20 protein-coding genes are annotated in these 25,774 nt (G+C 75.3%); 14 read left to right on the top strand and 6 right to left on the bottom strand.

The window, feature by feature from the left end; translation table 11 throughout:
• Positions 1-7 precede the first annotated feature (7 nt).
• A complete protein-coding gene (gcvT, locus tag OF117_RS18320; RefSeq protein ID WP_263554285.1) occupies positions 8-1,126 on the bottom strand; it encodes a glycine cleavage system aminomethyltransferase GcvT in 1,119 nt (372 codons plus the stop codon).
• A 214-nt stretch (positions 1,127-1,340) separates the two neighbouring features.
• Here gcvT and OF117_RS18315 point away from each other — a divergent pair, with 214 nt between their 5' ends.
• Positions 1,341-2,852, top strand: coding sequence for a leucyl aminopeptidase (locus tag OF117_RS18315; protein ID WP_263554284.1), 1,512 nt, complete (start codon positions 1,341-1,343; stop codon positions 2,850-2,852).
• A 162-nt stretch (positions 2,853-3,014) separates the two neighbouring features.
• Here the strand turns inward: OF117_RS18315 and OF117_RS18310 are convergent, their stop codons facing one another.
• Entirely contained in the window at positions 3,015-3,371 is a 357-nt protein-coding gene (locus OF117_RS18310; RefSeq protein ID WP_263554283.1) for an oxidoreductase, read from the bottom strand.
• Positions 3,372-3,529: 158 nt separating this feature from the next.
• Between OF117_RS18310 and lpdA the strand changes: the two genes are divergently transcribed.
• The 3 genes from lpdA to OF117_RS18295 all read left to right on the top strand — a co-directional run bounded on the left by lpdA (position 3,530) and on the right by OF117_RS18295 (position 7,794).
• Positions 3,530-4,909, top strand: a complete 1,380-nt coding sequence (gene lpdA / locus OF117_RS18305; protein ID WP_263554282.1) for a dihydrolipoyl dehydrogenase — start codon at positions 3,530-3,532, stop codon at positions 4,907-4,909.
• A 57-nt stretch (positions 4,910-4,966) separates the two neighbouring features.
• A complete protein-coding gene (gene sucB / locus OF117_RS18300; RefSeq protein WP_263554281.1) occupies positions 4,967-6,808 on the top strand; it encodes a 2-oxoglutarate dehydrogenase, E2 component, dihydrolipoamide succinyltransferase in 1,842 nt (613 codons plus the stop codon).
• Positions 6,809-6,888: 80 nt separating this feature from the next.
• Entirely contained in the window at positions 6,889-7,794 is a 906-nt protein-coding gene (locus tag OF117_RS18295; protein ID WP_263554280.1) for a TIGR01777 family oxidoreductase, read from the top strand.
• A gap of 91 nt (positions 7,795-7,885) precedes the next feature.
• Here the strand turns inward: OF117_RS18295 and OF117_RS18290 are convergent, their stop codons facing one another.
• Positions 7,886-9,775 (bottom strand): serine/threonine-protein kinase, encoded by a 1,890-nt coding sequence (locus tag OF117_RS18290; protein ID WP_263554279.1) that lies wholly within the window; start codon positions 9,773-9,775, stop codon positions 7,886-7,888.
• Between the two features lie 118 nt (positions 9,776-9,893).
• Between OF117_RS18290 and OF117_RS18285 the strand changes: the two genes are divergently transcribed.
• From OF117_RS18285 to OF117_RS18265, 5 genes are all read left to right on the top strand, one after another.
• A complete protein-coding gene (locus OF117_RS18285) occupies positions 9,894-11,192 on the top strand; it encodes an NAD(P)/FAD-dependent oxidoreductase (RefSeq protein ID WP_263554278.1) in 1,299 nt (432 codons plus the stop codon).
• On the top strand, positions 11,192-11,926 hold the full coding sequence (locus OF117_RS18280; protein ID WP_263554277.1) for a peptidase E: 735 nt from the start codon (positions 11,192-11,194) through the stop codon (positions 11,924-11,926). The genes OF117_RS18285 and OF117_RS18280 overlap by 1 nt, the downstream gene beginning before the upstream one ends.
• On the top strand, positions 11,923-12,501 hold the full coding sequence (locus tag OF117_RS18275) for a DinB family protein (RefSeq protein ID WP_263554276.1): 579 nt from the start codon (positions 11,923-11,925) through the stop codon (positions 12,499-12,501). Before OF117_RS18280 ends, OF117_RS18275 begins: the two co-directional genes overlap by 4 nt.
• 154 nt (positions 12,502-12,655) lie before the next feature.
• Entirely contained in the window at positions 12,656-13,447 is a 792-nt protein-coding gene (gene lipB / locus OF117_RS18270) for a lipoyl(octanoyl) transferase LipB (RefSeq protein ID WP_263554275.1), read from the top strand.
• Positions 13,431-14,228 (top strand): putative protein N(5)-glutamine methyltransferase, encoded by a 798-nt coding sequence (locus OF117_RS18265; protein WP_263554274.1) that lies wholly within the window; start codon positions 13,431-13,433, stop codon positions 14,226-14,228. Before lipB ends, OF117_RS18265 begins: the two co-directional genes overlap by 17 nt.
• 18 nt (positions 14,229-14,246) lie before the next feature.
• On the opposite strand, the gene leuS is transcribed toward OF117_RS18265, so the two are convergent.
• The gene (gene leuS, locus OF117_RS18260; RefSeq protein ID WP_263554369.1) at positions 14,247-17,135 is read right to left on the bottom strand and encodes a leucine--tRNA ligase; all 2,889 of its coding nucleotides are present in this window, start codon (positions 17,133-17,135) and stop codon (positions 14,247-14,249) included.
• A 299-nt stretch (positions 17,136-17,434) separates the two neighbouring features.
• Here leuS and OF117_RS18255 point away from each other — a divergent pair, with 299 nt between their 5' ends.
• The 4 genes from OF117_RS18255 to OF117_RS18240 all read left to right on the top strand — a co-directional run bounded on the left by OF117_RS18255 (position 17,435) and on the right by OF117_RS18240 (position 23,033).
• Positions 17,435-19,720: a putative bifunctional diguanylate cyclase/phosphodiesterase gene (locus tag OF117_RS18255; protein ID WP_263554273.1), complete on the top strand. Its 2,286-nt coding sequence runs from the start codon at positions 17,435-17,437 to the stop codon at positions 19,718-19,720.
• Positions 19,721-19,838: 118 nt separating this feature from the next.
• Entirely contained in the window at positions 19,839-20,966 is a 1,128-nt protein-coding gene (locus OF117_RS18250) for a hypothetical protein (RefSeq protein WP_263554272.1), read from the top strand.
• A 76-nt stretch (positions 20,967-21,042) separates the two neighbouring features.
• Positions 21,043-22,017 carry a lipoyl synthase gene (lipA, locus tag OF117_RS18245; protein WP_263554271.1) on the top strand — a complete coding sequence of 325 codons (975 nt, stop codon included), beginning with the start codon at positions 21,043-21,045 and terminating at the stop codon, positions 22,015-22,017.
• 167 nt (positions 22,018-22,184) lie between these two features.
• Positions 22,185-23,033: a DUF4191 domain-containing protein gene (locus OF117_RS18240; RefSeq protein ID WP_263554270.1), complete on the top strand. Its 849-nt coding sequence runs from the start codon at positions 22,185-22,187 to the stop codon at positions 23,031-23,033.
• A gap of 124 nt (positions 23,034-23,157) precedes the next feature.
• Here OF117_RS18240 and OF117_RS18235 read toward each other — a convergent pair whose 3' ends face one another.
• Both OF117_RS18235 and OF117_RS18230 read right to left on the bottom strand, forming a co-directional pair.
• Positions 23,158-23,697: a GNAT family N-acetyltransferase gene (locus tag OF117_RS18235; protein ID WP_263554269.1), complete on the bottom strand. Its 540-nt coding sequence runs from the start codon at positions 23,695-23,697 to the stop codon at positions 23,158-23,160.
• Positions 23,687-24,109, bottom strand: a complete 423-nt coding sequence (locus OF117_RS18230; RefSeq protein WP_263554268.1) for an RDD family protein — start codon at positions 24,107-24,109, stop codon at positions 23,687-23,689. Before OF117_RS18230 ends, OF117_RS18235 begins: the two co-directional genes overlap by 11 nt.
• A 192-nt stretch (positions 24,110-24,301) precedes the next feature.
• Between OF117_RS18230 and glnA the strand changes: the two genes are divergently transcribed.
• A complete protein-coding gene (glnA, locus tag OF117_RS18225; protein ID WP_263554267.1) occupies positions 24,302-25,735 on the top strand; it encodes a type I glutamate--ammonia ligase in 1,434 nt (477 codons plus the stop codon).
• Positions 25,736-25,774 lie beyond the last annotated feature (39 nt).

Below are 25,774 nucleotides of genomic sequence, written 5' to 3'. Positions count from 1 at the left end.
CCCTCGGTCAGCGGACGTTCGGGGCGACGAACGGCGGCTTCACCACCCGCACCGGCTGCGGCCGCCCCCGGACGTCGACGGCCAGCTCGGCGCCCTCCGCGACACCGGCCGCCGTGTCCAGCAGGGCCAGGCCGATGCCGACGCGCAGCGTGGGCGAGAAGGTGCCGCTGGTGACCGTGCCGACGGCCGCGCCGCCCGCGCCGAGCACGGCCATCCCCGGTCGCGGGATCTGCCGACCCGGCGCCTGCAGGCCCCACAACAGCCGGGCGGCGCCGGCCTCCCGCTCGGCGAGCAGCGCCTCGCGGCCCCAGAACGCCGGTTTCCGCCACCCGACCGCCCAGCCGCTGCGGGCCTGGTTCGGCGTGATCTCCCGCGACAGCTCGTGCCCGTGCAGCGGGTAGCCCATCTCGGTGCGCAGCGTGTCGCGGGCCCCGAGCCCGCACGGCTGGATGCCCTCGGCCTCGCCCGCCGCGAGCAGCGCGTCCCACAGCGCGCCGGCCCGCTCGGCGGCCACCAGCAGCTCGTAGCCGTGCTCGCCGGTGTAGCCGGTGCGGCAGACGGTCACCTCGTCGCCGCCGTGCCCGCCCTCGTCGGTGAACGCCATGTACGGCAGCTCGCCGGGCAGGCCGACGGCGGCGAGCACCTGCGGCGAGCGCGGCCCCTGCAGCGCCAGGACGGCGATCTCCTCGTGCCTGTCGGTCACCGTGACGCCGTCCGGGGCCCGCTCGGACAGCCGGCGCAGCACCTCGGCGGCGTTGGCCGCGTTGGGCACCAGCAGGACGTCGTCCGGGCCGTGCAGGTAGAGGATGAGGTCGTCGACGACGCCGCCGGCGTCGGGCTCCCCGTCGGGCAGGCAGCACAGGGTGTACTGCGCCCGCCCGGGCTCGATCCGGGACAGGTCGTTGGTCAGGCAGGAGTCGACGTAGGCCGCCGCTCCCGGCCCGCGGACGGTTGCCGTCCCGAGGTGCGAGACGTCGAAGAGGCCGACGGCCTGCCGGACGGCGGTGTGCTCGGCCAGCACGCCTCCGCCGGCGTACTCGATCGGCATGGACCAGCCGCTGAAGTCGGCCATCTTGGCGCCGGCCGCGACGTGGCGGTCGTGCAGGGAGGAGGTCCGCGAGCTCACGCCCGCGCACGCTATACGCGCACGCCGTGCGGGCCGGCGGTCGCCGAGCGGCACTCCCGCAGGGCCCACCGCGAGCGTGCGGGCAGTGGGTGCCGGGCGCCCCGGCCCGGGCCCACCGCCGGCCCCTCCCGGGCCCACCGCCGGCGCTCCCGGGCTCGCGCCGGGCCCGCGAGGCGGGAGGAGGCCGGGGTTTCCCGACTCCTACGATCGAGCGGTGCCGCCGACGATCACCGCCACCGACCGCCCGCTCGAGAAGCTCTCCGCCGACGCCGTGGTCGTCGGCGTCGGCAAGGGGCCCGACGGGCTGCTGCCCACGCCCGGGGCCGAAGCCGTCGACCGGCTGCTCGGCGGCCGGCTGCTGCCCGCGCTGGCCGACCTCGGGGCCCGGGGCGGGGAGGACGAGGTGACCCGGCTGCCCTCCTTCGGCCAGGGTCCGTTCCCGGTCGTGGCCGCGGCCGGGCTCGGTGCCCCCGACGCGGCCGGCGGCTACGCGCCCGACGCGGTGCGCCGGGCGGCCGGCGCCGCGAGCCGGGCCCTCGGCGGACGGGGCTCCGTGGTCAGCCTGCTGGCCGCCGTCGGCGGCTCCCCGGACGCCGAGCGGCTGCACGCCGTGGGCGAGGGGTCGCTGCTGGGTGCCTACGAGTTCACGACGTACAAGTCCGAGCTGCCGGCCGACCGGGCGACGCCACCGCGCGAGTTCACCGTCGTGGTGCCCGCCTCCTCGGCAGCGGAGGCGCCGCTGGGCCGGGTGCGCGCCGTCGCCGACGCCGTCGCCCTGGTGCGCGACCTGGTCAACACCCCGCCCAACGACCTGTTCCCCGCCGAGCTGGCCGAGCGCGGCGCGGCGGCCGGGAAGAAGGCGGGGCTGAGCGCGGAGATCCTCGACGAGGCAGACCTGGCCGACGGCGGTTACGGCGGCATCCTCGCCGTCGGCGGCGGGTCGGTCCGCAAGCCGCGGCTGCTGCGGCTCTCCTACTCGGGGCGCCGGGCGCGGAGGAAGGTCGCCCTGGTCGGCAAGGGCATCACCTTCGACAGCGGCGGGCTGTCGATCAAGCCGGCGCTGAAGATGGAGGACATGAAGAGCGACATGGCCGGCGCCGCCGCCGTGATCGCCACCGCCTGCCTGGTCGCCGAGCTCGGCCTGCCCGTCGACCTCGTGGCCACCGTGCCCATGGCCGAGAACCTGCCCAGTGGCACCGCCTACCGGCCCGCCGACGTGGTCACGTTCCGCAACGGCAAGAAGGCCGAGATCACCAACACCGACGCCGAGGGCCGGGTGATCCTCGCCGACGCGCTCGCCCGAGCGGCCGAGGACGGCCCGGACTACCTGCTCGAGACCTCGACGCTCACCGGCGCACAGCTGGTCGCACTCGGCAGCCGGACGGCCGGTGTGATGGGCACCGACGAACTGCGCGACGCGGTCGTGGCCGCGGGCAAGCGGGTCGGCGAGGGCATGTGGCCCATGCCGCTGCCGGCGGAGCTGCGGCGCGGCATCGACTCGCCGATCGCCGACTTCGTCAACGCGAACGCCGACCGGATGGGCGGCATGCTCGTCGGCGGGCACTTCCTGGCCGAGTTCGTCCCCGACGGCCTGCCGTGGGCGCACATCGACATCGCCGGGCCCAGCTACAACACCGGCTCGCCGTGGGGGTACACGCCCAAGGGCGGCACCGGCGTCCCCGTGCGCACGCTGCTGGCCACGATCGAGGGCCTCCTCGCCGGTTGACCAGGACCCCGTCCTCTTGACCAGGACCCCGTCCTCTTGACCAGGACCCCGTCCTCGTGACCAGGACCCCGTCCTCGGCCCCTCCGGCGGCTCGGGAACGCCGTGGACGGGGCGGCCGAGCTCTCGCCTGCGGTGCGGTCGGCGACGGTCGCGGCATCCGCGTCAGTCGCGACGGTCACCGCTCTGCCGGGCGCTCCAGTCGCGCATCCGCTGGGGATACCCGGTGACCTGCGCGTCGTAGACCGGGATGGCGAGCTCGCGGGACAGCCGGCGCGCCGTCCCGGGCCCGTCGATCCGTCGCCGCGTCCACTCGCCGTCGGCGGCCACGAGGACGATGGTCGTCTCGGTGACCGCCGTCCGGGGCTCGACGTACCCCTCCACGCCCCGGCGGGTGGCGACGAATCGCTCGAGATGGGCCAGGTCGGCCTTGCCGGAGCTCCGGTCGAGCGTGGCGCGGCGTCCGGCGTCGGCTGCGCGGCCGCCGCGCCGACGACCGCGCAGCCGGTCGAACAACCCCATGTCGCACCCTCCTCGTCCGGTCGGCGACCGCCGCGCGGCCGGACCACGTGACCAGCGCAACGGTGCTTCGGGCCGCCCCGTTCCCCTAGTGGCAGGATGGGCCCGCAGCACCCTCGCCGACCCGCGCGGGGATCCGGACGACAGCACGAGGAGCTTCCGTGAGCGCACCCACCTCCCCTGCCGACCTGGTCATCCTCGGTGGTGGCTCGGGTGGATACGCCGCCGCACTGCGCGCGGCCGAGCTCGGCATGTCGGTCGTGCTGATCGAGCGCGACAAGGTCGGCGGCACCTGCCTCCACCGCGGCTGCATCCCCACCAAGGCGCTGCTGCACAGCGGCGAGATCGCCGACCAGGCCCGCGAGGGCGAGCAGTTCGGCGTCAAGACCTCGCTGGCCGGCATCGACATGGACGGCGTCAACGCCTACAAGGACGGCGTCGTCGCCCGGCTGTACAAGGGGCTGCAGGGCCTGATCAAGAGCCGCAAGATCGATTACATCGAGGGCGAGGGCCGGTTGGTGTCGCCCACCGCCGTCGAGGTGGGCGGGCAGCGCTACGAAGGCAAGCACGTCCTGCTGGCTACCGGCTCCTACGCCCGCAGCCTGCCGGGCATCGAGATCGACGGCACCCGCGTCATCACCAGCGACCACGCGCTCCAGCTCGACCGCGTACCGACCTCGGTGATCGTCCTGGGTGGCGGCGTCATCGGCTGCGAGTTCGCCAGCGCCTGGAAGTCCTTCGGCGCCGACGTGACCATCGTCGAGGCCCTCCCCCACCTGGTCCCGCTCGAGGACGAGGCGTCGTCGAAGCTGCTGGAGCGCGCCTTCCGGCGCCGCAAGATCGACTTCTCCCTGGGCAGCCGGGTGTCGGGCGTGCAGACCACCGAGAACGGCGTCCGCGTCGACCTGGAGAACGACAAGAACTTCGAGGCCGAGCTCGTGCTGGTCGCCGTCGGCCGCGGCCCGGTCAGCGAGGGCCTCGGTTATGAGGAGGCCGGCGTCCAGATGGACCGCGGCTTCGTGCTCGTCGACGAGTACTGCCGCACCAACGTGCCCACCATCTCCGCCGTCGGCGATCTGATCCCGACGCTCCAGCTGGCCCACGTCGGCTTCGGCGAGGGCATCCTCGTCGCCGAGCGGCTGGCCGGCCTGCCGGTGGTGCCGATCGACTACGCGGGCGTCCCGCGGATCACCTACTCCGATCCGGAGGTCGCCTCGGTCGGGCTCACCGAGGCCCAGGCCCGGGAGAAGTACGGCGACGTGGAAACGCTCACCTACGACCTCGGCGGCAACGGCAAGAGCCAGATCCTCAAGACCCAGGGCGCGGTCAAGCTCGTGCGCCAGAAGGACGGGCCCGTTCTCGGCGTGCACATGGTCGGCAGCCGCGTCGGTGAGCTCACGGCCGAGGCCCAGTTGATCTACAACTGGGAGGCCCTGCCCGACGAGGTCGCAAGCCTGATCCACCCGCACCCGACGCAGAGCGAGGCCGTCGGCGAGGCGCACCTGGCGCTCGCCGGCAAGCCGCTGCACGCGCACAGCTGACCCCGCACCGCCGCACTCCTCCCTCGTCCACCCACCGCCAGAAGGAGCACTGCCCCGATGCCGACCTCCGTCACCATGCCCGCCCTGGGCGAGAGCGTCACCGAGGGCACGGTCACCCGCTGGCTCAAGCAGGAGGGTGAGCAGGTCGAGGCCGACGAGCCGCTGCTGGAGGTCTCGACCGACAAGGTCGACACCGAGATCCCCTCCCCCGCCGCCGGCACGCTGACCAAGATCCTCGTCAGCGAGGACGAGACGGTCGAGGTCGGCGCCGAGCTCGCCGTCATCGGTGGCGGTGACGAGGGCGGGGACGGCGGTGGGGGCGGTGGCGCTGCCACCGCCGAGGAGCAGCCCGACGCCGAGGTCGACGCGGCCGCGGAGGCCACCGGCCAGGAACAGCCGGCCCAGGCCCCGGAGACGCCGTCGGCCTCCCAGCCCTCCGGGGCGGGGGGCGACCAGGGCGCGCGGGGCGGCGGCGAGGGGACGCCGGTGACGATGCCCGCTCTGGGCGAGAGCGTCACCGAGGGCACGGTCACCCGCTGGCTCAAGCAGGAGGGTGAGCAGGTCGAGGCCGACGAGCCGCTGCTGGAGGTCTCGACCGACAAGGTCGACACCGAGATCCCCTCCCCCGCCGCCGGCACGCTGACCAAGATCCTCGTCAGCGAGGACGAGACGGTCGAGGTCGGCGCGCAGCTCGCCATCATCGGCGGCGGAGGTGCCGCGCCCGCGCAGGAGGCCCCGCAGGAAGCCGCGCCGCAGGAGGAGCCGCCGCGGCAGGAGGCACCGCCGCGGCAGGAGGCACCGCCGCGGGAGACCCAGCCCGCGCCGGCCCAGCAGATGGGTGCCGACTACGGCAACCTGCCCGCGGCCGAGACGACGGCGGCCGCCTCCGCCGGCGAGCGGCCGGCGCCGCCCGGGCCGGCCCAGCAGGCACCGTCCGCACCCGCGCCCTCTGCGGGCGCGGACGGCGGCGGCGCCTACGTGACACCGCTGGTGCGCCGCCTGGCCGCGGAGCGCGGGGTGGACCTCGCCGTGGTGCAGGGCAGCGGCGTCGGGGGGCGGATCCGCAAGCAGGACGTCCTGACCGCCGCGGAGCAGGCGCAGCAGCAGGCTGCACCGGCTGCCGCGGCGCCGGCGGGGCAGGCGGCGAAGGCCGCTCCGGCGCCGGACACCTCGGTGCGCGGTCGCACCGAGAAGCTGTCCCGCCTGCGGTCGGTCATCGCCAAGCGCATGGTCGAGTCGCTGGCGGTCAGCGCGCAGCTGACCACGGTCGTCGAGGCCGACATCACCCGCATCGCGCAGCTGCGGGCCCGGGTCAAGGACGACTTCGCGCGCCGCGAGAACGTGAAGCTGTCGTTCCTGCCCTTCTTCGCGAAGGCGGCGATCGAGGCGCTCAAGGCGCACCCGGCGGTCAACTCCTCGATCGACCTCGATGCGGGGACGGTCACCTACCACGACGCCGAGAACCTGGGCATCGCCGTCGACACCGAGCGCGGCCTGCTCGTGCCGGTGATCCACGGGGCAGGCGATCTGAGCCTGGGTGGGCTGGCGCGCAAGATCGCCGACCTCGCCGAGCGCACCCGCACGAACAAGATCACGCCGGACGAGCTCGGTGGCGGCACGTTCACCCTCACCAACACCGGCAGCCGTGGCGCCCTGTTCGACACGCCGATCATCAACCAGCCCCAGGTGGCCATCCTGGGCACCGGCTCGGTGGTCAAGCGCCCGGTCGTCGTGCAGGACGACGAACTCGGCGAGGTGATCGCCGTGCGCTCGATGGTGTACCTGGCGCTGACCTACGACCACCGCATCGTCGACGGCGCCGACGCGGCCCGGTTCCTCACCACGGTCCGCGAGCGGCTCGAGGGCGGGCAGTTCCAGGGGGACGTCGGCCTGGCCTGAGGTCGCGACCACGGACGCGGGGCCGGTGCTGACACCGGCCCCGCGCCCGCCCCTGCCGACGCCACGAGGGAGCAGCACGCATGCGGATCGCGGTCACCGGCGCCTCCGGGCTGATCGGGCGGGCGCTGGTGCCCCGCCTCCGGGACGACGGCCACGACGTGCTCCGGCTCGTCCGGCGCACCCCGCGCACGGAGGACGAGCACCGGTGGGACCCGGAGCACCGCCGCATCGACCCGGCGCTGCTCTCCGACGTCGACGCCGTCGTGCACCTCGCCGGCGTGGGCATCGGTGACCGGCGCTGGTCGGAGGCGCACAAGCGGCGGGTGCTCGACAGCCGTGTCGACGGCACCGCGACCGTCAGCCAGGCGCTCGCCGAAGCCGCCACCGCCGACCCCTCGCGCGAGCGGGTGCTGCTCTCCGCCTCCGCGGTCGGCTACTACGGCGACACCGGCGACCGCGTCGTCGACGAGGGCGCGCCTCCCGGGGACGACTACCTCGCCCACGTGTGCGTCGCCTGGGAGGAGGCGACCGCGCCGGCCGCCGCCGCCGGCGTGCGGGTGGCCAACCTGCGGAGCGGCCTCGTCCTCGGGCGGGGCGGCCTGCTCGGCCGGATGACCCCGCTGTTCCGCCTCGGTGTGGGCGGTCGTCTCGGCTCGGGTCGCCAGTACTGGCCGTGGATCAGCATCGACGACGAGGTGGGCGCCATCCGCTTCCTCCTCACCACGCCGCTGAGCGGACCGGTGAACCTGACGGCGCCCACGCCGGTCACCAACGCCGAGTTCACCGCCGCGCTCGGCCGCGTGGTGCGGCGGCCCACGCCGTTCCCCGTCCCCGGCGCGGCCCTGTGGGTGGTGCTCGGTGAGTTCGCGCGGATCGGGGTGCTCGCCGGTCAGCGGGCCGTGCCCGCTCGACTCCAGGAGTCCGGCTTCTCCTTCGCGCACACCTCGGTGGAGGACGGGTTGCGCGCCGCACTGGTCAGCCGCTGATCCAAGGGCTCGCCCGCCGCCCGCCACCGCTCGCGGCGCTCGGCACGCAGGCTCCGCGCGGCACGCAGACCCACCGCACCGCCCGATCCGGTCATCCGCCTTGCTCGGCACGCTCGATCCGCCAGCCGCCCTCCTCGGCGACGAGCACCATGCGGACCTCCGCGGCTGGACGCCCGGGCACGGCGCGCGGCGCGGGGTCCCCGGCCGCCGGGACGACCGTGTAGCCGGGCCACCGGTCGACCAGCCGCAGCTCGGCCCGGGCGCCCACCACCGCTCCTGACCCATCGGGCCGTTCCCCGGGCCCGCCACCGGGCCCCTCCCTGGCGCCCGCACCGCTCTCGGTCCCGCCACCGGCTCCGGTTCCGCCACCGGCACCGGTCCCGCCACCGGCACCGGTCCCGGCAGCGGTCGTGACCACCTCGTCGACCCGCACGACCTGGGGCGCGAAGCCGCGCAGCGACCCGCCCGCCGTCGCGAGGGCGGCCACGTACTCCTCGTCGGCTCCCCGGTGCGGGCTGTCCCGGGTGTAGACCTGCCCCAGCAGCTCGGTCGAGGCCGTCGTCAGGGCGCGGGCCCGGGTCCGGTACAGCCCGTCGACGAGCGCCTGCCATTCCGCCGCGGACGCGGGCCAGGTCGCCGCAGCCGGCAGGGGCCCGGGAGCCAGGCCCGTGCCGGACGCCGGTGCGGACACCGGCGGAGCGGCGGTGGCGGGAGCCGCGGTCGGGGCGGGCGCCGTCCCCGACGGCCGCGGCGCCCCGCTGGAGTCGCCCGCGGCCGGGGCGGACGGTGCGGCCACGCTCGTCCCGCCGACCTGCGGGCTGCCGCCGGCCAGCCGCACGACGCCCGCCCCGATGACCGCGATCAGCACCGTGGCGGTCATACCGACCAGGCCGGCCCGCAGCACCCGGTGCACCCGGCGCCGCCCCGAGCCCTCGTCGACGTCCGGCGACACCCGGTCGCCGCGGCCCCACTCGGCAGCGGCCTTCGCCCGGTCCCGCCGGCGTCGGCGACCGGCGTCCACGACGACCGGCGCCGGACGTGGACTCCGACCGGGCACCTGGTGGGTGAGCTCGGTGCGCGGACCCCGGCCGGTCGACCCCAGCTCTCCGTCGGGTACGCCGTCGGCCGGCAGGCGGACCGGCTCCGGCCGGCAGGCGTGCCGCAGGTCGAGTGCGAACTCGGCGGCGGATCCGCGGGCGTGCGGCTCGGCGGCGAGCCCGCGGGCGATGACGGCACGGAGCTCGGCGGGAGCGTCGGCGGCCAGCTCGTCGAGGTCGGGCAGCTCCCCGGCGGCCGCGACGGCCAGCACGTCGGCCGGCCGCGCGGCGTTCCACGGCGCCACGCCGGTGAGCGCGTGGAAGGCCGCGGCCGCGACACCGAACACGTCGGACGCCGGACCGGGCGCGCCGCCTCGCGCGACGGTCGGGTCGACGTACGCCGGGGTGACCTCGGCGGCTGAGTCGTCGCCCAGGACTCGGGCCACGCCGAGGTCGGTGAGCACCGGGCGGCCCTCCCCGGTGAAGACGATGTTGCCCGGGGAGAGGTCGCCGTGCACGACGCCCCGGTCGTGGACGTGGGCCAGCGCGGCGGCGACCGGGGCGATCGCCGTCACGACCTCGCCCGGCCGCAGCCGGCCGCGCCGGGTGAGGAGCGCGGCGAGGCTGCCCCCGGCCAGCAGGTCGAGCACCAGCGCGACCCGCGGGGCGCCGCCGCGACGAGGCTGGTGCACCACCTCGTGCAGGCGCACCAGGTGCGGGTGGTCGAGCTCGCCGAGCAGCGCCGCCTCCCGCGACTGGCGGACCGGGTCGCCGGCGACCAGCAGCTTGACCGCGACCGGCGGACCGCCGCCGCGGGGCACGGCGCGCCACACCTCCCCCGAGGCGCCGCGACCCAGCAGCGACTCCAGCACGTAACCGGGCACGGGTGGTGGCACGTCCCGCGGGCCGGAGCGGTCGTCGTCGGACGGGTCGGTGAGCAGCACGCGGGCACGGTAGGACGCCGAGCGTCCGCGCCGCTCCGGTCGTCCACAGGCCGGCAGCCCGTCCACAGCTCCGCCGTCCCGGCAGGTCGGGTTCCCCGGGCTGCCCTACGTTCTTCGCGTGACATCCCTGCCCGAGCGCGCCGAGGTCGTGGTCGTGGGCGCGGGGCTGGCCGGGCTGTCGGCCGCCACGCGCCTGGCCGCCGCCGGCTGCGACGTGCACCTGCTGGAGGCCGGCGGGCACGCCGGTGGCCGGCTGGCGACGGAGCGGATCGACGGTTTCGTCGTCGACCGCGGCTTCCAGGTGCTCAACACCGGCTACCCGCGGGTGGCCGACCTCGACCTCGGTGCGCTGCAGCTGGGCTGGTTCTGGCCGGGCGCCGTCCTGCGCACCGACGACGGCCGGGCACACCGCCTGGTCGACCCGCGCCGGCGACCCGGTGCGGCGCTCGGCACGCTGCGGGCGCCGGTCGGCTCGCTGGTCGAGAAGGCCGCCATCGGCGCGTTCGCCGCGCGGGCCGCGTACGTGCCCGTACCCCGCCTGCTCCGGGCGCGCGAGACCACCGCCGAGCAGGCGCTGCTCCGGGCACGGGTGGGCGGCGCCGCGCTGGAACGCTTCTTCCGCCCCTTCCTCGCCGGCGTGCTGCTCGAACGGGAGCTGGCCACGTCCAGCCGCTACCTCGACCTGCTCTGGCGCAGCTTCGCCCGCGGCGGCTTCGGTCTGCCCGCTTGCGGCATGCAGACCGTCGGCGAGCAACTCGCCGCCCGGGTCGGCGGTGGCCGCGTGCACCTCGGCGTCCGGGTGTCGGCGGTCGCCGGGGACCGGGTCGACTCCGACGCCGGCAGCGTCCGCGCCGACGCCGTCGTGGTGGCGGCCGATCCGGCCACCGCGGCCCAGTTGCTGCCGGGCGTCGCGGCCAGCGCGCCGCGCCAGGTGACCACCCACCTGCACGTGCTCCCCCGCTCGCCGTGGCCGGCGCCGCTGATCGTGCTCGGCCGCCCGGAGGGGCACGTCGTGAACAGCGCCGTCGTCACCGACGCCCAGCCCCGCTACTCACCCGATGGGCGCGCGCTCGTGGCCAGCTCGACGATGGCACCGACCCGGGAGGCCGACGTCCGCGACGAGGTGGCCCGGCTGCACGGCGTCGCCGCCGCCGACCTCGAGCACCTGACGTCGGTGACCGTCCCCGGTGCGCAGCCGGCCGCCCTGCCACCGCTGCGGCTGCGGCAACCGGTCGACCTCGGTGGTGGGCTGTTCGTGTGCGGCGACCACCGCGACACCCCGTCGATCCAGGGCGCCATGGCCAGCGGCGCCCGCGCCGCCCGGGCGGTGCTGCGCTCCCTGCGCCCGCGGTCACCGGCAGGCGGGCCGGCCGACCCACCCGCCGCCGGGGCGACGTCGTCCACCGGAGCCGCCTGATGCCTGCCACCGCGCCGACCATCCTGGCCACGAGCATGGGCTTCGCCTCGCGGGGCCGGGGGCCGTACGACTGGCGTCCCGGGCCGGTCTTCGATCTGGCGTTCTCCCTCGCCGGTGGGCCCGAGCGGCCGCGGCTGTGCTACCTGGGCACGGCCACCGGCGACGACCCGGTACGGGTGGGGGGCGTCTACGGGGCGTTCGCCGGCAGCGGCGTCGACGTCAGCCACCTCAGCCTGTTCCCGATGCCGACCGTTCCCGACGTCCGCGCGCACCTGCTCGCGCAGGACGTGGTGTGGGTGGGCGGCGGCAGCGTGGCCAACCTGCTCGCCGTGTGGCGGACCCACGGGCTGGACGACGTCCTCGCCGAGGCGTGGCGGGCCGGGGTGGTGCTCGGCGGCGTCTCGGCCGGGTCGCTGTGCTGGCACGTCGGCGGGACCACCGACTCGTTCGGGCCGGACCTGCGGCCGGTCACCGACGGCCTGGGGCTGATCCCGACGTCGAACGGCGTGCACCACGACTCCGAGGAGCAACGCCGCCCGCTCTACCACCGGCTGGTCGCCGACGGCACGCTGCCGGCCGGGCACGCCACGGACGACGGGGTCGGGCTCGTGTACCGGGGCACCGAGCTGGTCGAGGCCGTCGCCGACCGGCCGGACGCCGCCGCCTACCGGGTCGAGCGCGGGCCGGACGGCGGGGTGGTGGAGACCCGGATCGCCCCGCGGCGGCTGGCGTGAGCGGCCCCGCCGACCCGGGTCTCGACCTGACCCCGCTCGCCGCGGAGGACCACGTCTGCCCGACCTGCCCGCTGGACTACGCGCGGACCTCCGTCACCGATGCCGCCGCGCGGCTGGCCGCGCTGCCCACGGAGGTCGTCGGCGCCGTCGCCGAGGTGCCCTCCGGGGTCCTGGACCTCCGCCCGGAGCCCGAGGTGTGGTCGGTCGTCGAGTACGTCTGCCACCTGCGCGACGTGTACGTCGCCTACACGATCCGGTTGCACCGCGCGCGCAAGGAGACGCAGCCGGCGGTCGAGCCCCTGCTCAACGACTTCCGCGCCCGCCGCTTCCGCTACCGGGAGAGGCAGGTGGAGCCGGTGCTCGAGGAACTAGCCGCGGCGGTCCGCGGCTTCCGCGACGAGATCGCCGCCACCCGCGCGGACGAGTGGGACCGCGTGGTCACGCGGTTGCCCTCGGAGCGCCGCACGGCACGGTGGCTCGTCCGCCAGGCGCTGCACGAGGGGCTGCACCACCTCGCCGACATCCGCTCCGTCGGCGAGCGAGCCGCACGCGCGGGCGGCGGGCCAGGACGCTGATTCCCGCCGCGCCGGGGTGACGCCCTGCCGTCCTCCGGCAGGGACCCGCGGCGAGGGTCGGCGGAACGTGCGGCACGGGCGACCCACCTGCGGGACCCGCCGCGAGCGTCGGCGAGATGCGAGGGCAGGAGGGCGCCTGGCTACCCTGGACCTCGTGACTGAGCTGCAGGTCCTGCGTGCCGGCACCGTCCCCTACGAGGAGGCGTGGGCGATGCAGCGCGAGCTGCACGCCGCCCGGGTCGCCGGTGGAGGGCCCGACACGCTCCTGCTCCTGGAGCACCCCTCGGTCTACACGGCCGGACGGCGCACCGAGCCGCACGAGCGCCCGCTCGACGGCACCCCGGTCATCGACGTCGACCGCGGCGGGAAGATCACCTGGCACGGCCCGGGACAGCTGGTCGGCTACCCGATCGTGGCGCTGCCCGACCCGGTCGACGTGGTGGCGCACGTCCGCCGCCTCGAGCAGGCGCTGATCGACGTGTGCGCCGACCTCGGGCTGCCCACCGGCCGCATCGATGGCCGCAGCGGTGTCTGGGTTCCCGCTGACCCGCCGGGCGGAGCGGGCCGGCCGGCGCGGAAGATCGCCGCGATCGGCGTCCGGGTGGCCCGGGGGGTGTCCATGCACGGCTTCGCGCTCAACTGCGATCCGGATCTGCGGGCCTTCGGGGCGATCGTGCCGTGCGGCATCACCGACGCCGGCGTGACGTCGCTGTCGGCCGAGCTCGGTCGCGACGTCCCGGTCGCCGAGGTGATCGACCGGGTGGAGACGGCCGTGCGCCGGGTGCTCGCGTCCACGGGCGCCCACGGCGCGGCGGCGGACCCGCCCGCGGCGACCGCTGCCCCGCCCGCGACGGTTGCAGTGCCGCCCGTGGCGGCCGCTGCCCCGCCCGCTACGGCCGCGATGACCGCCACCGCCGGTGCCACGACCGGTGCCGCCGCCGGCTGACGCACCGCCGGAGCTCGTCGCGGCGCTGCGCGCGGCGGGCTGCGTCTACGCCGAGGACGAGGCCCGGCTGCTCCGCGATGCCGCGCGCACCCCGGGCCAGCTCGCCGCGCTCACGGCCCGGCGCACGGCGGGCGAACCGCTCGAGCACGTGCTCGGCCGTGTGGACTTCTGCGGGCTGCGCCTGGTCGTGTCGCCGGGCGTCTTCGTACCCCGCGCCCGCACCGCACTCCTGGCCGAACGGGCCACCGCCCTCCTCCGGACGGTCGCCGGCACGCGCCGTCCCGTCGCGGTCGACCTGTGCTGCGGCTGCGGTGCGGTCGGCGCGGTGCTGACCTCGGCGGTGCCGGCGGTCGAGCTGCACGCCGTCGACGTCGACCCGGTCGCCGTCCGGTGCGCCCGCCGGAACCTGCCGCGCGGCGCCGTCCACGAGGGCGACCTGTACGCGCCGCTGCCGGACGCGCTGGCCGGCCGGGTCGACGTGCTGGTCGCCAACGCGCCCTACGTACCGACCGACGCGATCGTGCTGATGCCGCCCGAGGCCCGCGACCACGAGCCGCGTGCGGTGCTCGACGGCGGCGCCGACGGCCTCGCCGTCCTCCGGCGGGTGGTCGCCGGCGCACCGGCGTGGCTGGCGCCCGGCGGCGCGCTGCTGGTCGAGACGAGCGGCGCGCAGGCGCCCGCCCTCGCAGACGCCGTCGTCCGGGCCGGGCTGCGCCCGCGGGTGGTCACCGACGACGACCGCGGCGCGACCGTCGTGAGCGGCGGAGATCCGTGCGGGTGACCCGCACGGATCTCCTCCTCAGGCGACGACGAAGTTGACCAGCCGGCCGGGGACGGCCACGACGCGACGCACGGTCCGCCCGGACAGGTGGCCGGCCACCTTCTCGTCCGCCCGCGCCGCGGCCTCCAGTGCGTCGGCGTCGGCGTCGGCCGGCACGGTGACCTGGGCGCGCACCTTGCCGTTGACCTGGACGGCGACCTCGACGGTGTCCTCCACCAGCCAGCGCTCGTCGGCCACCGGGAACGGGTGCCAGGCCAGCGACTCCGCGTGGCCCGACCGCGACCACATCTCCTCGGCGATGTGCGGCGCCAGCGGCGCGACCAGCAGCAGCAGCGGCTCGACCACCGACCGCGGCACCGGCGAGTCGGCGCCGTAGGTCTGCGTCAGGTGGTTGGTCAGCTCGGTGATCCGGGCGACGGCGATGTTGAACCGCAGGGTGGCCATGCCGTCGCGCACCCCGGCGATGGTGCGGTGCAGCGCACGCAGCGTGTCCTCGCCCGGTTCGACGTCGGCGGCCCGCACCGCGCCGGTCCGCTCGTCGACCACCACCCGCCAGATCCGCTGCAGCAGCCGCTGCGAGCCGACCACGGCCTTGGTCTCCCACGGCCGGGACTGCTCCAGCGGCCCGGTGGACATCTCGTACACCCGGAAGGTGTCCGCCCCGTACGCGCCGATCATCTCGTCGGGCGTGACCATGTTCTTCAGGCTCTTGCCGATCTTCCCGTACTCGCGGTTGACCTCGGCGCCCTGGTGGTAGAACCGGCCGTCCTTCTCCTCCACCTCGGCCGCGGGCACGTAGAAGCCGCGCTCGTCGGTGTAGGCGTAGGCGGAGATGTACCCCTGGTTGACCAGCCGGCGGAACGGCTCCTCGCTCGACACGTACCCCAGGTCGTGCAGCACCTTGTGCCAGAAGCGCGCGTACAGCAGGTGCAGCACGGCGTGCTCGACGCCGCCCACGTACAGGTCCACCCCGCCCGGGTCACCCGGCGAGCGCGGACCCAGCCAGTAGCGCTCCAGCTCCGGGTCGACCATCCGCGCGCCGTCACCGGGGTCCAGGTAGCGCAGGTAGTACCAGCACGACCCCGCCCAGTTGGGCATCGTGTTCGTCTCGCGCCGGTACGTGCGGGGCCCGTCGCCCAGGTCCAGCTCGACCGTCGTCCAGTCGGTCGCCCGCGACAGCGGCGGCTCCGGGGCGGAGTCGGCGTCGTCGTCGGCGAACGTCTTCGGCGAGTAGTCGTCGACCTCGGGCAGCAGCACCGGCAGCAGCGACTCCGGGACGGCGCGGGGCAGACCGTCCTCGTCGTAGACGATCGGGAACGGCTCGCCCCAGTAGCGCTGCCGGCTGAACAGCCAGTCGCGCAGCTTGTAGGTGGTCGTCGCCTCGCCGTGCCCGCGCGCCACCAGCCAGCCGGTGATGCGCTCGATCGCCTCGGCCGTGTCCAGTCCGTCCAGCGACACCTCGTCGTTGGACGAGTTGATCATGTCGCCCGGGCCGGTCCACGCGCCGCCCTCGAAGCCCTCCGGCGGCTGCACGGTCCGGACGACGGGCAGGCCGAACTTCTCCGCGAACTCGAAGTCACGCGTGTCCTCGCCGGGCACCGCCATGATGGCGCCGGTGCCGTAGCCCATCAGGACGTAGTCGGCGACGAACACCGGCAGCGCGCGGCCGTTGACCGGGTTGACAGCGGTCGCGCCCGTCCATACGCCGGTCTTGTCCCGCCCCTCGGTCTGGCGCTCCAGCTCCGAGCGGCGCGACGCCTCGCGCCGGTATGCGGTGACCGCCTCCCGCGGGGTCGACGCCCCACCGGTCCACTGCGGGTCGACGTCCTCCGGCCAGGAGTCGGCGGTCAGCGCGTAGACCAGCGGGTGCTCCGGCGCCAGCACCATGTAGGTGGCGCCGAAGAGGGTGTCCGGCCGGGTGGTGAAGACCTCGATCGTCTCGTCGCCGCAGCGAAAGCCGATCCGCGCGCCCGTCGACTTGCCGATCCAGTTGCGCTGCATCTGCTTCAGCGAGTCGGGCCAGTCCAGCCGGTCCAGGTCGGCCAGCAGCCGCTCGGCGTAGGCGGTGATCCGCATCATCCACTGGGTCAGCGGACGCCGGAACACCGGGAAGTTGCCCCGCTCCGAGCGCCCGTCCGGGGTGACCTCCTCGTTGGACAGCACGGTGCCCAGCCCCGGGCACCAGTTGACCGGCGCCTCGTGCAGATAGGCCAGCCGGTGGGCGTCGACGACCTTGCGCTTCTCGACGAATGCCAGGTCGGCCCACGGCCGGCCGAAGGGGTTGGTGCCAGGGTGGGGTTCCCGTGTGCCGGCGTCCAGCTGGGCGACCAGCACCTCGATGGGCCTGGCCCTGCCCGCCTCTTCGTCGAACCAGGCGCCGAAGATCTGCAGGAAGATCCACTGCGTCCACCGGTAGTACTCGGGATCGATCGTGGCGAACGATCGGCGCTGGTCGTGGTCGACGCCGAGCCGGCGCAGCTGCGCGCGGATGGCGGCGATGTTCGCCTCGGTCGTGATCCGCGGGTGCTGCCCGGTCTGGACGGCGTACTGCTCGGCGGGCAGCCCGAAGGCGTCGTACCCCATGGGGTGCAGCACGTTGTCGCCGTCCATCCGGCGGAACCGGCTGGTGACGTCGGTGCCCAGGTAGCCCAGTGGGTGCCCGACGTGCAGCCCGGCGCCCGAGGGGTACGGGAACATGTCCATGACGAAGTACTTGGGCCGGTCGGCGACGCGGTCGAAGCCCTCGGCCAGCCGGCCGGCCGGGTTGGGCGTGTGGAACGTGCCCTCGGTCTCCCACCGGTCCTGCCAGGCGAGCTCGATCGACTGCGCCAGCGCCGGGGTGTAGCGGTGCGGGGGCACCCCGTCGGCGGTCGGATCGGTGCTCGGCTGGCTGGCCGTCTGGCTCATCGTCGGTGCTCCGGGGTCGAAGGGGTGGCGGCGGGGGACCCGGACGTCGGACATGAAAAGACCCCTCGCGCAGGAGGGGTCGCCGTGCTGTCCGATCCGGGTCAGGTCAGCACGGCCCCGCGAGGAGCAGCCGGCCGGTCACGCGCGCGAGCCTACCGCGCGCCGCCGGTGCCGGCCGCCGCGATACCGCCCGGCGCCGCGGCGGACGCGGCGGGCCCGCGTCCCGCGTCTCCCCCCGACGGGTGAGGTTCCTGCCGGGCACGGTGCGGAGCGGCACCCGGCCCGCCGAGAACGATCGCGTGCAATCAATCTCGCGCGGCCACCGCCGAGCGTCGTCCGGCGCCTGGCTGACCGCTTCCGGGGCCGCGCTGGCGCTCTTCGCCACCGGCGTCGGCCCCCGGCCGGAGGGCGAGCCGTGGGCGACCGGGTACGACGTCGTCCTGTACAACGCGGTATCCCTGGCCGCCATGGCGGTCTGCGTGCTGGCCGCCCGCCGCGGCGCTCCGGAGCGGACGGCGTGGCTGGCCCTGGCCTCCGGGTTGGCGCTGAACGTGATCGGCAACCTGACCTACAGCCTGGTCGTCGCGCGGATGGACCCCGAGCCGTTCCCCTCGGTGGCGGACGTGTTCTACCTGGCCTACTACCTGCCCCTGTACGTGGCGCTGTTGGCACTGGTCCGGGCACGGGTGGCGCGCTTCCACGCGAGCATGTGGCTCGACGGCGTCGTCGGCGCGCTCGGCGCCGGCGCCGTCGCGGTCGCGGTGCTGCTCGGCCCTGCGCTGGAGCTGACCGACGGCGACCCCGCCGCGGTCGTCACCAGCCTGGCCTACCCGATCGCCGACGTCGTCCTGCTGGCCCTGCTGGTGGCGATGGGCGCCATCCTCGGCGTCCGGCGCGACCGCACGCTGCTGCTGCTCGGCGCCGGGATCGCCGCCACGCTCGTCGGCGACATCGTGTTCCTCGACCTGGCGACGCGCGGCATCTACGTCGAGGGCGGACCGCTGGACCTCACCTGGCTCGCCGCAGCGTTCCTCCTGGCGCTCGCCGCGCACACCAGCGACGCCGGGCGCGCAGCACGCGCCGCGCAGGAGGCGACCACCCGGGTGGGCTGGCGGGTGCTGGCCGTGCCGCTGGCGTGCAACCTGGCCAGCCTGCTGGTGCTCGGTGCCGGCTACGGCGACCGCTTCAACCCGGCCGCGGCGTGGTTGGCCGTCGGCTGCGTGCTCGCCGCGCTCGCCCGGACCGCGATCACCTTCCGCGAGGTCCGCGCCTTCAACGAGGTGCGTGCCGAGGCGCGCACCGACGAGCTGACCGGCCTGGACAACCGGCGGTCGCTGCTGGAGCGGGCCGAGGCGGTGCTGACCGGGGCGTCGGCCGCCCGGCCGGCCGCCCTGCTGCTGCTGGACCTGGACGGGTTCAAGGAGGTCAACGACAGCCTCGGGCACGCCGCCGGCGACGAGCTTCTCCGGCAGATCGGCCCGCGCCTGCGGAGCGCGCTGCGCACCGGCGACGTCCTGGCCCGGCTCGGCGGCGACGAGTTCGCGGTACTGCTCGGCGACGCGGGGCTGGACGAGGCGCACGCCCTCGCCGTCCGGCTGCGCGAGCTGGTGCTGCAGCCGTTCACCGTGGAGGGCGTGCGTCTGCACGTGGGGGTCAGCATCGGCGTGGCCACCGCCCCGGTGCCCGCGGCCACGGTGCGGGAGCTGCTGCGCTGCGCCGACGTGGCGATGTACGCGGCCAAGACCGGCCGCGAGGGCGTGCACGTCTACCTGCCCGAGCCGGACGGCGGAGCCAGTGACCGGCTACGCACCATGGAGGAGCTGCGGACGGCGCTGTCGGTGAACGACCAGCTCGAGGTGCACCTGCAGCCGCAGGTCGCGCTGTCCGACGGTCGCGTCACCGGCGCCGAGGCGCTGGTCCGCTGGCGGCACCCCACCCGCGGGCTGCTGTCGCCGGCGCACCTGCTGCCCGCCGCCGAGCAGGCCGGGTTGCTGCGTCCGCTCGCCGACGCCGTGCTCGAGCTGGCCCTCGCCGCGGCGGCCCGCTGGTGGCCGACCGCCCGGGTCCCGGTGTCGGTCAACCTGTCCGCGGCGAACGTCACCGACCTCGACCTGCCGGGCAAGGTGGCCCAGGCGCTGGTCCGCCACGGCCTGCCCGCCTCGGCGCTCACCCTCGAGCTGGTCGAGGACACGCTGATGGCCGATCCCGAGCGCGGCCGCGAGGTGCTCGGCGAGCTGCGCCGGCTCGGCGTCCGGACCTCCATCGACGACTACGGCACCGGCTACAGCTCGCTGGCCTACCTGCGCACCCTGCCCGCCGACGAGCTCAAGCTCGACCGCAGCCTGACCTGCGACGTGGCCGCCGACCCGCGCGCGGCGACCATCGTGCGGCACACCGTCGCGCTGGCCCACGACCTCGGCCTCGACCTGGTCGCCGAGGGCGTCGAGGACGACGCCACCGCCCGGACGCTGGCCGACCTCGGCTGCGACATCGTCCAGGGTTTCCTGCTCGCCCGCCCGATGCCCGTCGTGGACTTCCTCGCCTGGCTGCGCGAGCCCACCGGACCGCGGCTCCCGGTCGCCTGACCCTCCCCGCGCGTTCCGGCGACGGGGCCGCCGCCCGGGTGCCGCGGGGGTCGGGGTGTGGTCGATCGCGGGACCGGGCAGGATGGCCGCCGAGACGATCACCAGGGAGGTGCATCCAGTGGTCCGCCACAAGAGCCACGGCCAGGTCATCACCGCCGAGCTGCAGGAGGGGTTCAGCCACCTCGGCGCTGCGGTGAACGAGGCCGGCCGCGCCGCCGCGGAGCAGCTCGGCCCGCGCGTCGACGCCGCGCGCGAGGCCGCCGCCCCCCGGCTGGGGGCGGCGCAGAAGGCGGTCGCGCCGAAGGTGGCGGCCGCCGTGGCCGCCGCTGCACCGGCTGTCGCGACCGCGCGGGAGACGATCGCGCCGCGCGTGGAGGCGGCGCGCGAGGCCGCGGCGCCACGCCTCGAGGCCGCGCGGGAGGCCGCCGCCCCGCGCATCGAGGCGGCGCTGGCGGCCGCCCAGGAGGCGGTCGACCGCGCCGTCACCGACCTCGGCCCGCGGGTGGACGCGGCCCGCGACGCCGCGCAGAAGCGGCTGGTCGAGGAGGTCGTCCCGGCGCTGGCCGCCGCCGAGGCGGCGACGCTGGCCTACGCGGCGCCGCGGATGGCCGCCGCACGCGAGGCGGTCAACCGGGAGCTGGAGCATGCCCGCGGCAGCATGCTGTCGGGCGTGGAGACCGCGCGCGGCGAGCTCGAGGCGCGCCGCGCCGAACTGGCGAAGAGCGGCGCGCAGGCGCGCAAGCGGGCGGTCAAGCGGTCGCGCAAGGCGCGCAAGGAGGCGGCCGCCCGCCGCAAGGAGCTCGGCCGGTCCGCGGCCCGCACCACCACCCGGGTCAAGCGGCGGGTCGGCATCGAACCGGCGCCGCGCCGCTGGCCGTGGGTGCTGGCCGTCCTCGCCGTGGTCGCGGGGGTCGCCGTCGTCCTGCGCCGTCGCAAGGACGACGCTTGGAACCCCGCGCCGTCCGGCGAGGGGCCCGTGCCCAGCTACCGGGAGGATCCCGTGCCCAGTTCACCCAGCGGCAAGCAGGTCTCCGACGCCGAGCAGTCCCCCGGCGACGGCACCCCGGTCGAGTCCGACCTGGGCATGCAGCCCCAGCAGTTCGCGGCCAGCCCGCTGAGCCCCGAGGAGCGCGAAGGCGCCGATCCGGCACTGAGGGGCTCCGACGACGAGGTGACGCCCGGCCAGGAGCCGAAGCCGGTCGACGAGCGGGGCACCGACCCCGCGGACGGCTCGTCGCGGTCCTGACCCCCGTCCGAGCACGCCGGCGCCCCCGCTGCCGTGGCAGCGGGGGCGCCGCGTGTCTGCGGGTACCGTGGGGATCATGAGCGAGGCGCCGGTCCGACCCCCTGTCCCCGCACAGCGGATCGAACCGGCGGGCCGCAAGCTGTTGCGCCTCGAGGTGCGCAACAGCCAGGTGCCGATCGAGCGCAAGCCGGAGTGGATCAAGACCCGCCTGCGGACCGGGCCCGAGTACACCGAGCTCAAGTCGCTGGTCCGCCGCGAGGGCCTGCACACCGTCTGCGAAGAGGCCGGCTGCCCCAACATCTACGAGTGCTGGGAGGACCGCGAGGCCACCTTCCTCATCGGCGGTGACCAGTGCACCCGGCGGTGCGACTTCTGCCAGATCGACACCGGCAAGCCCGCCGCGTTCGACGCCGACGAGCCGCGGCGGGTGGCCGAGAGCGTCGCCACCATGGGCCTCAGGTACGCGACCGTCACCGGCGTCGCGCGCGACGACCTGCCCGACGGCGGTGCCTGGCTGTACGCCGAGACGGTGCGGCAGATCCACGCGGCCGTGCCGGGCTGCGGCGTCGAACTGCTCATCCCCGACTTCGACGCGAAGCCCGACCAGCTGGCCGAGGTCTTCTCCGCGCGACCCGAGGTGCTGGCGCACAACGTCGAGACCGTGCCGCGGATCTTCCGCCGCATCCGGCCCGGGTTCCGGTTCGAACGCTCGCTGTCGGTGCTGACCGCCGCCCGCGGGGCCGGCCTGGTCACCAAGTCCAACCTCATCCTCGGCATGGGCGAGGAGCCGGCCGAGGTGGTCGAGGCCATGCACGCGCTGCACGAGGCCGGGTGCGACCTGCTCACCATCACCCAGTACCTGCGTCCCTCGCCGCGGCACCATCCCGTCGTCCGCTGGGTCAAGCCCGACGAATTCGTGGACTTCCAGCGCAGCGCCGAGGAGATCGGCTTCGCGGGCGTGCTCGCCGGCCCGCTGGTGCGCAGCTCGTACCGGGCCGGCCGGCTCTACCAGCAGGCGGTCGAGGCGCGCGGGCTGACCCCGACCGTCTGACGGAGCGGGCCGGTCCGAGCGCGCTACGCGGTCCGGCCCGAGCGCGCTGCACCGTCGGCCTGCCGTCGTCCCGGCGTCCGCCCGGTCCCGCCGGCGTCCGGCCCGCTCTCCGAGCCGTCGGCCCGCCGGACGACGGTCGCGCAGGTCCGCGGCCCTATCCTGGACGCATGGCACGCAGCAAGCCCTCCGACCCGACGGCGCCCGGCGGCCGGGCGGGCCGCGGCCCCGACACCGGCCGCTCCCGCAGCGGTTCCACCGCCGCCGGCGCGACCGGCGGGGGGCGCAGGTGGCGCGGTCTGCGCCGTGGGAACCGCGAGGCGAAGCCGAAGAAGCGGCGGCTGGCCAAGCTCGGCCAGCAGCTGTCGATGATGCGGCAGGCCTACACGATGACCCGCCGCAACGACCCCAAGCTCCCGTGGCTGATGCTCATCGCCTTCGTCGCGGTGGCCGGCGTGGTCGAGCTGCTCGGCATCCTGTTCGGCTCGCCGTTCCTGTTCCTGCCCTTCGCGCTCGTGCTGGGTGCGCTGGTGGCGCTGATCATCTTCGGCCGCCGGGCGCAGGGGTCGGCCTACCGCCAGGTGGAGGGCCAACCCGGGGCCGCGGCCTGGGTGCTCGAGGGCATGCGTGGCAACTGGCGCGTCGACAAGGGGGTCGCCGGCACCCCGCAGCTCGACGCGGTGCACCGGGTGCTCGGCCGGCCGGGCATCGTGCTGGTCGGCGAGGGCGCGCCGCAGCGGGTGCGCGGGCTGCTGGCCCAGGAGAAGAAGCGGCTGGCCCGGGTGGTCGGCGAGACGCCGATCTACGACATCACGGTCGGCGACGGCGAGGGGCAGATCCCGCTCAAGAAGCTCAGCGCGCACGTGATGAAGCTGCCGCGCAACCTGACGGCGGCCGAGGTCAACACGCTGAACCGGCGGATGGGCGCGCTCGGCGGGCCGCGGATGCCGGTGCCCGGCGGCCCGCTGCCCGGCGGCCGGCAGATGACGGTCAGCTCCCGGCAGGTCCGCCGCCGCTGACCCGGGCACGCCGACCCGGGCATAGGAAGCTTTGCCTGCAGTTCCGGGCGGATCTGGTCGGCAAAGCTTCCAATGCCCGGGGGGTCCCTTCGATGCCCGGGGGGTCCCTTCGATGCCCGGGGGCTCACAGCCGGGTGAAGGGCGCGGCGTAGCGGAACGTGCCGCATGCGTCGAACCGGCCGAGCCGGCGGGCCTGGAAGTGCTCGCCCCACGCCGGGTCCGGCGGTCGCACGCCCAGCTCGGACGCCGGCACGAAGCCGAACCGGCCGTAGTAGGCCGGCGCGCCCAGCAGCACCACGAGTCGCTCGTCCGCGGCCTCCGCCACCGCCAGCAGGGCGTGCACCAGCACCGTGCCGGTGCCCCTTCCCTGCGCGGCGGGCAGCACCCCGACCGGGCCGAGGCCGAGGGCCGGGGCGCCCGGTGGCTCGACCCAGCCGCGGGTGGCGATGACGTGGCCGACGACGCGCCCGCCGTCCACCGCGACCAGCGACAGGTGCGGCAGGAAGCCGGCGTCCTCGCGCAGCTCGTCGACCAGCCGGGCCTCGACGACCTCGGCGTCGGCAGCGCCGTCCGGTGGCCGGAAGGCGGCCCGGTGCACCTCCCGGACGGCGTCGGCGTCGGCCGGCCGCTCGCGGCGGACGATCACCGCCGGGTCACCGATCACGCACGACGGCGGTGTCGGTGATCCGGTCGTGCAGGCCGCGGCCGTTGGCGTCGACCACCAGCGCCGGGACCAGCAGCATCAGCAGCGCCGTCCGGACGACGGCCCGCCACAGCGCCAGCCGCTCCTGCGGGCGGGGGTGCGCCAGCCGCAGCCCGAGAACCCGCATGCCCGGCGTCTGGCCGAGCAGCACGAGCGTGAGCACCGTGCCCACCCCGAAGGGCAGCAGGCTCCAGTTGCCCGGCGGCGCCGGGAAGGTGAAGGCCCAGGCGATCAGGGCCGCGGCGACGGCGTCGACCAGGAAGGCCAGCACGCGGGTGCCGAACGGGGCGAGCGAGCCCGGACCGCTGGCCGGCAACCCCAGCGACGCGCCGCGGGCGGACCCCTGAGAGGGTTGCTCTGCGTCCCGGACCATGACCGCCAGCGTAGTAAGAGGACCGCCGTTCCCCCCACGCCTCGCAAGCGGGGCGCGGGTCGCGAACGGTGGCCACCGTGACCGCCGACACGCCGAAGGCCGCTGTTACCCCTCCGAAACACTCGGGACACGCGGGAGGAACACCGCGCTCGTAGGTTGCCGTCTGGCTGTCCGTCCACTCCCGGAGGATCGATGTTCACCAGTCCCGACGAGGTCGCCGCCTACATCCGCGACAACGACGTCGAGTTCGTCGACGTCCGCTTCTGCGACCTCCCCGGCGTCATGCAGCACTTCACCATCCCGGCGTCGACGTTCGGCGAGGACACCTTCTCGGAGGGCCTGGGCTTCGACGGCTCGTCGATCCGCGGCTTCCAGGCGATCAACGAGTCGGACATGCTGCTGCTGCCCGACGCCAACAGCGCCTTCGTCGACCCGTTCCGCGCGCACAAGACGCTGAACATCAACTTCTTCATCCACGACCCGATCACGCGGGAGGCCTACAGCCGCGACCCGCGCAACGTGGCGAAGAAGGCCGAGGCCTACCTCGCCAGCAGCGGCATCGCCGACACGGCCTACTTCGGGCCGGAGGCGGAGTTCTACGTCTTCGACTCGATCCGGCACAGCACCGGGATCAACGAGGGCTACTACCACATCGACTCGGTCGAGGGGTCGTGGAACTCGGGTTCCCCGACCGGCGCCGACGGCGGCCCGAACCTGGGCTACAAGACCCGTCCCAAGGGCGGCTACTTCCCGGTCGAGCCCTACGACCACTACAGCGACCTGCGCGCCACGATGATGAAGAACCTCACCGCCTCGGGCCTCGAGCTCGAGCGCGGGCACCACGAGGTGGGCACCGCCGGCCAGGCCGAGATCAACTACAAGTTCGACACGCTGCTGCGGGCGGCCGACAGCCTGATGCTGTTCAAGTACGTCATCAAGAACACGGCCTGGGCGGCGGGCAAGACCGCGACGTTCATGCCCAAGCCGCTGTTCGGCGACAACGGGTCGGGCATGCACTGCCACCAGAGCCTCTGGAAGGACGGCGAGCCGCTCTTCCACGCCGAGACCGGCTACGCGGGCCTGTCCGACACCGCCCGCCACTACATCGGCGGCCTGCTGGCGCACGCCCCCTCGCTGCTGGCCTTCACCAACCCGACGGTGAACAGCTACCACCGGCTGGTGCCCGGCTACGAGGCGCCGATCAACCTCGTCTACTCGGCCCGCAACCGCTCGGCCTGCTGCCGCATCCCGATCTCCGGTGACAGCCCCAAGGCCAAGCGCATCGAGTTCCGCGTGCCCGATCCGTCGGCCAACCCCTACCTCGCCTTCTCGGCGATGCTGATGGCCGGCCTCGACGGCATCAAGAACAAGATCGAGCCGCCGGCGCCGGTCGACAAGGACCTCTACGAGCTGCCGCCCGAGGAGGCCCTGGGCATCGAGAAGGTGCCGGCTTCGCTGGACGCCGTCCTCGACAACCTCGAGACCGACCACGAGTACCTGGTCGACGGCGGAGTGTTCACCCCCGACCTGATCGAGACCTGGATCGAGTACAAGCGGGAGAACGAGATCGACCCGATCCGCCTGCGCCCGCATCCGCACGAGTTCGCGATGTACTACGACATCTGAGTTCCGCAACCGCTGACCAGGGTGTGCACCGCTGGGAGG

It is taken from the genome of Geodermatophilus sp. YIM 151500 (assembly GCF_025716945.1).
In the GTDB taxonomy this organism is placed as follows: Bacteria; Actinomycetota; Actinomycetes; order Mycobacteriales; family Geodermatophilaceae; genus YIM-151500.
The sequence above is the reverse complement of the archived record's forward strand: the minus strand, read 5'-3'. Positions and strand labels throughout refer to the sequence as shown.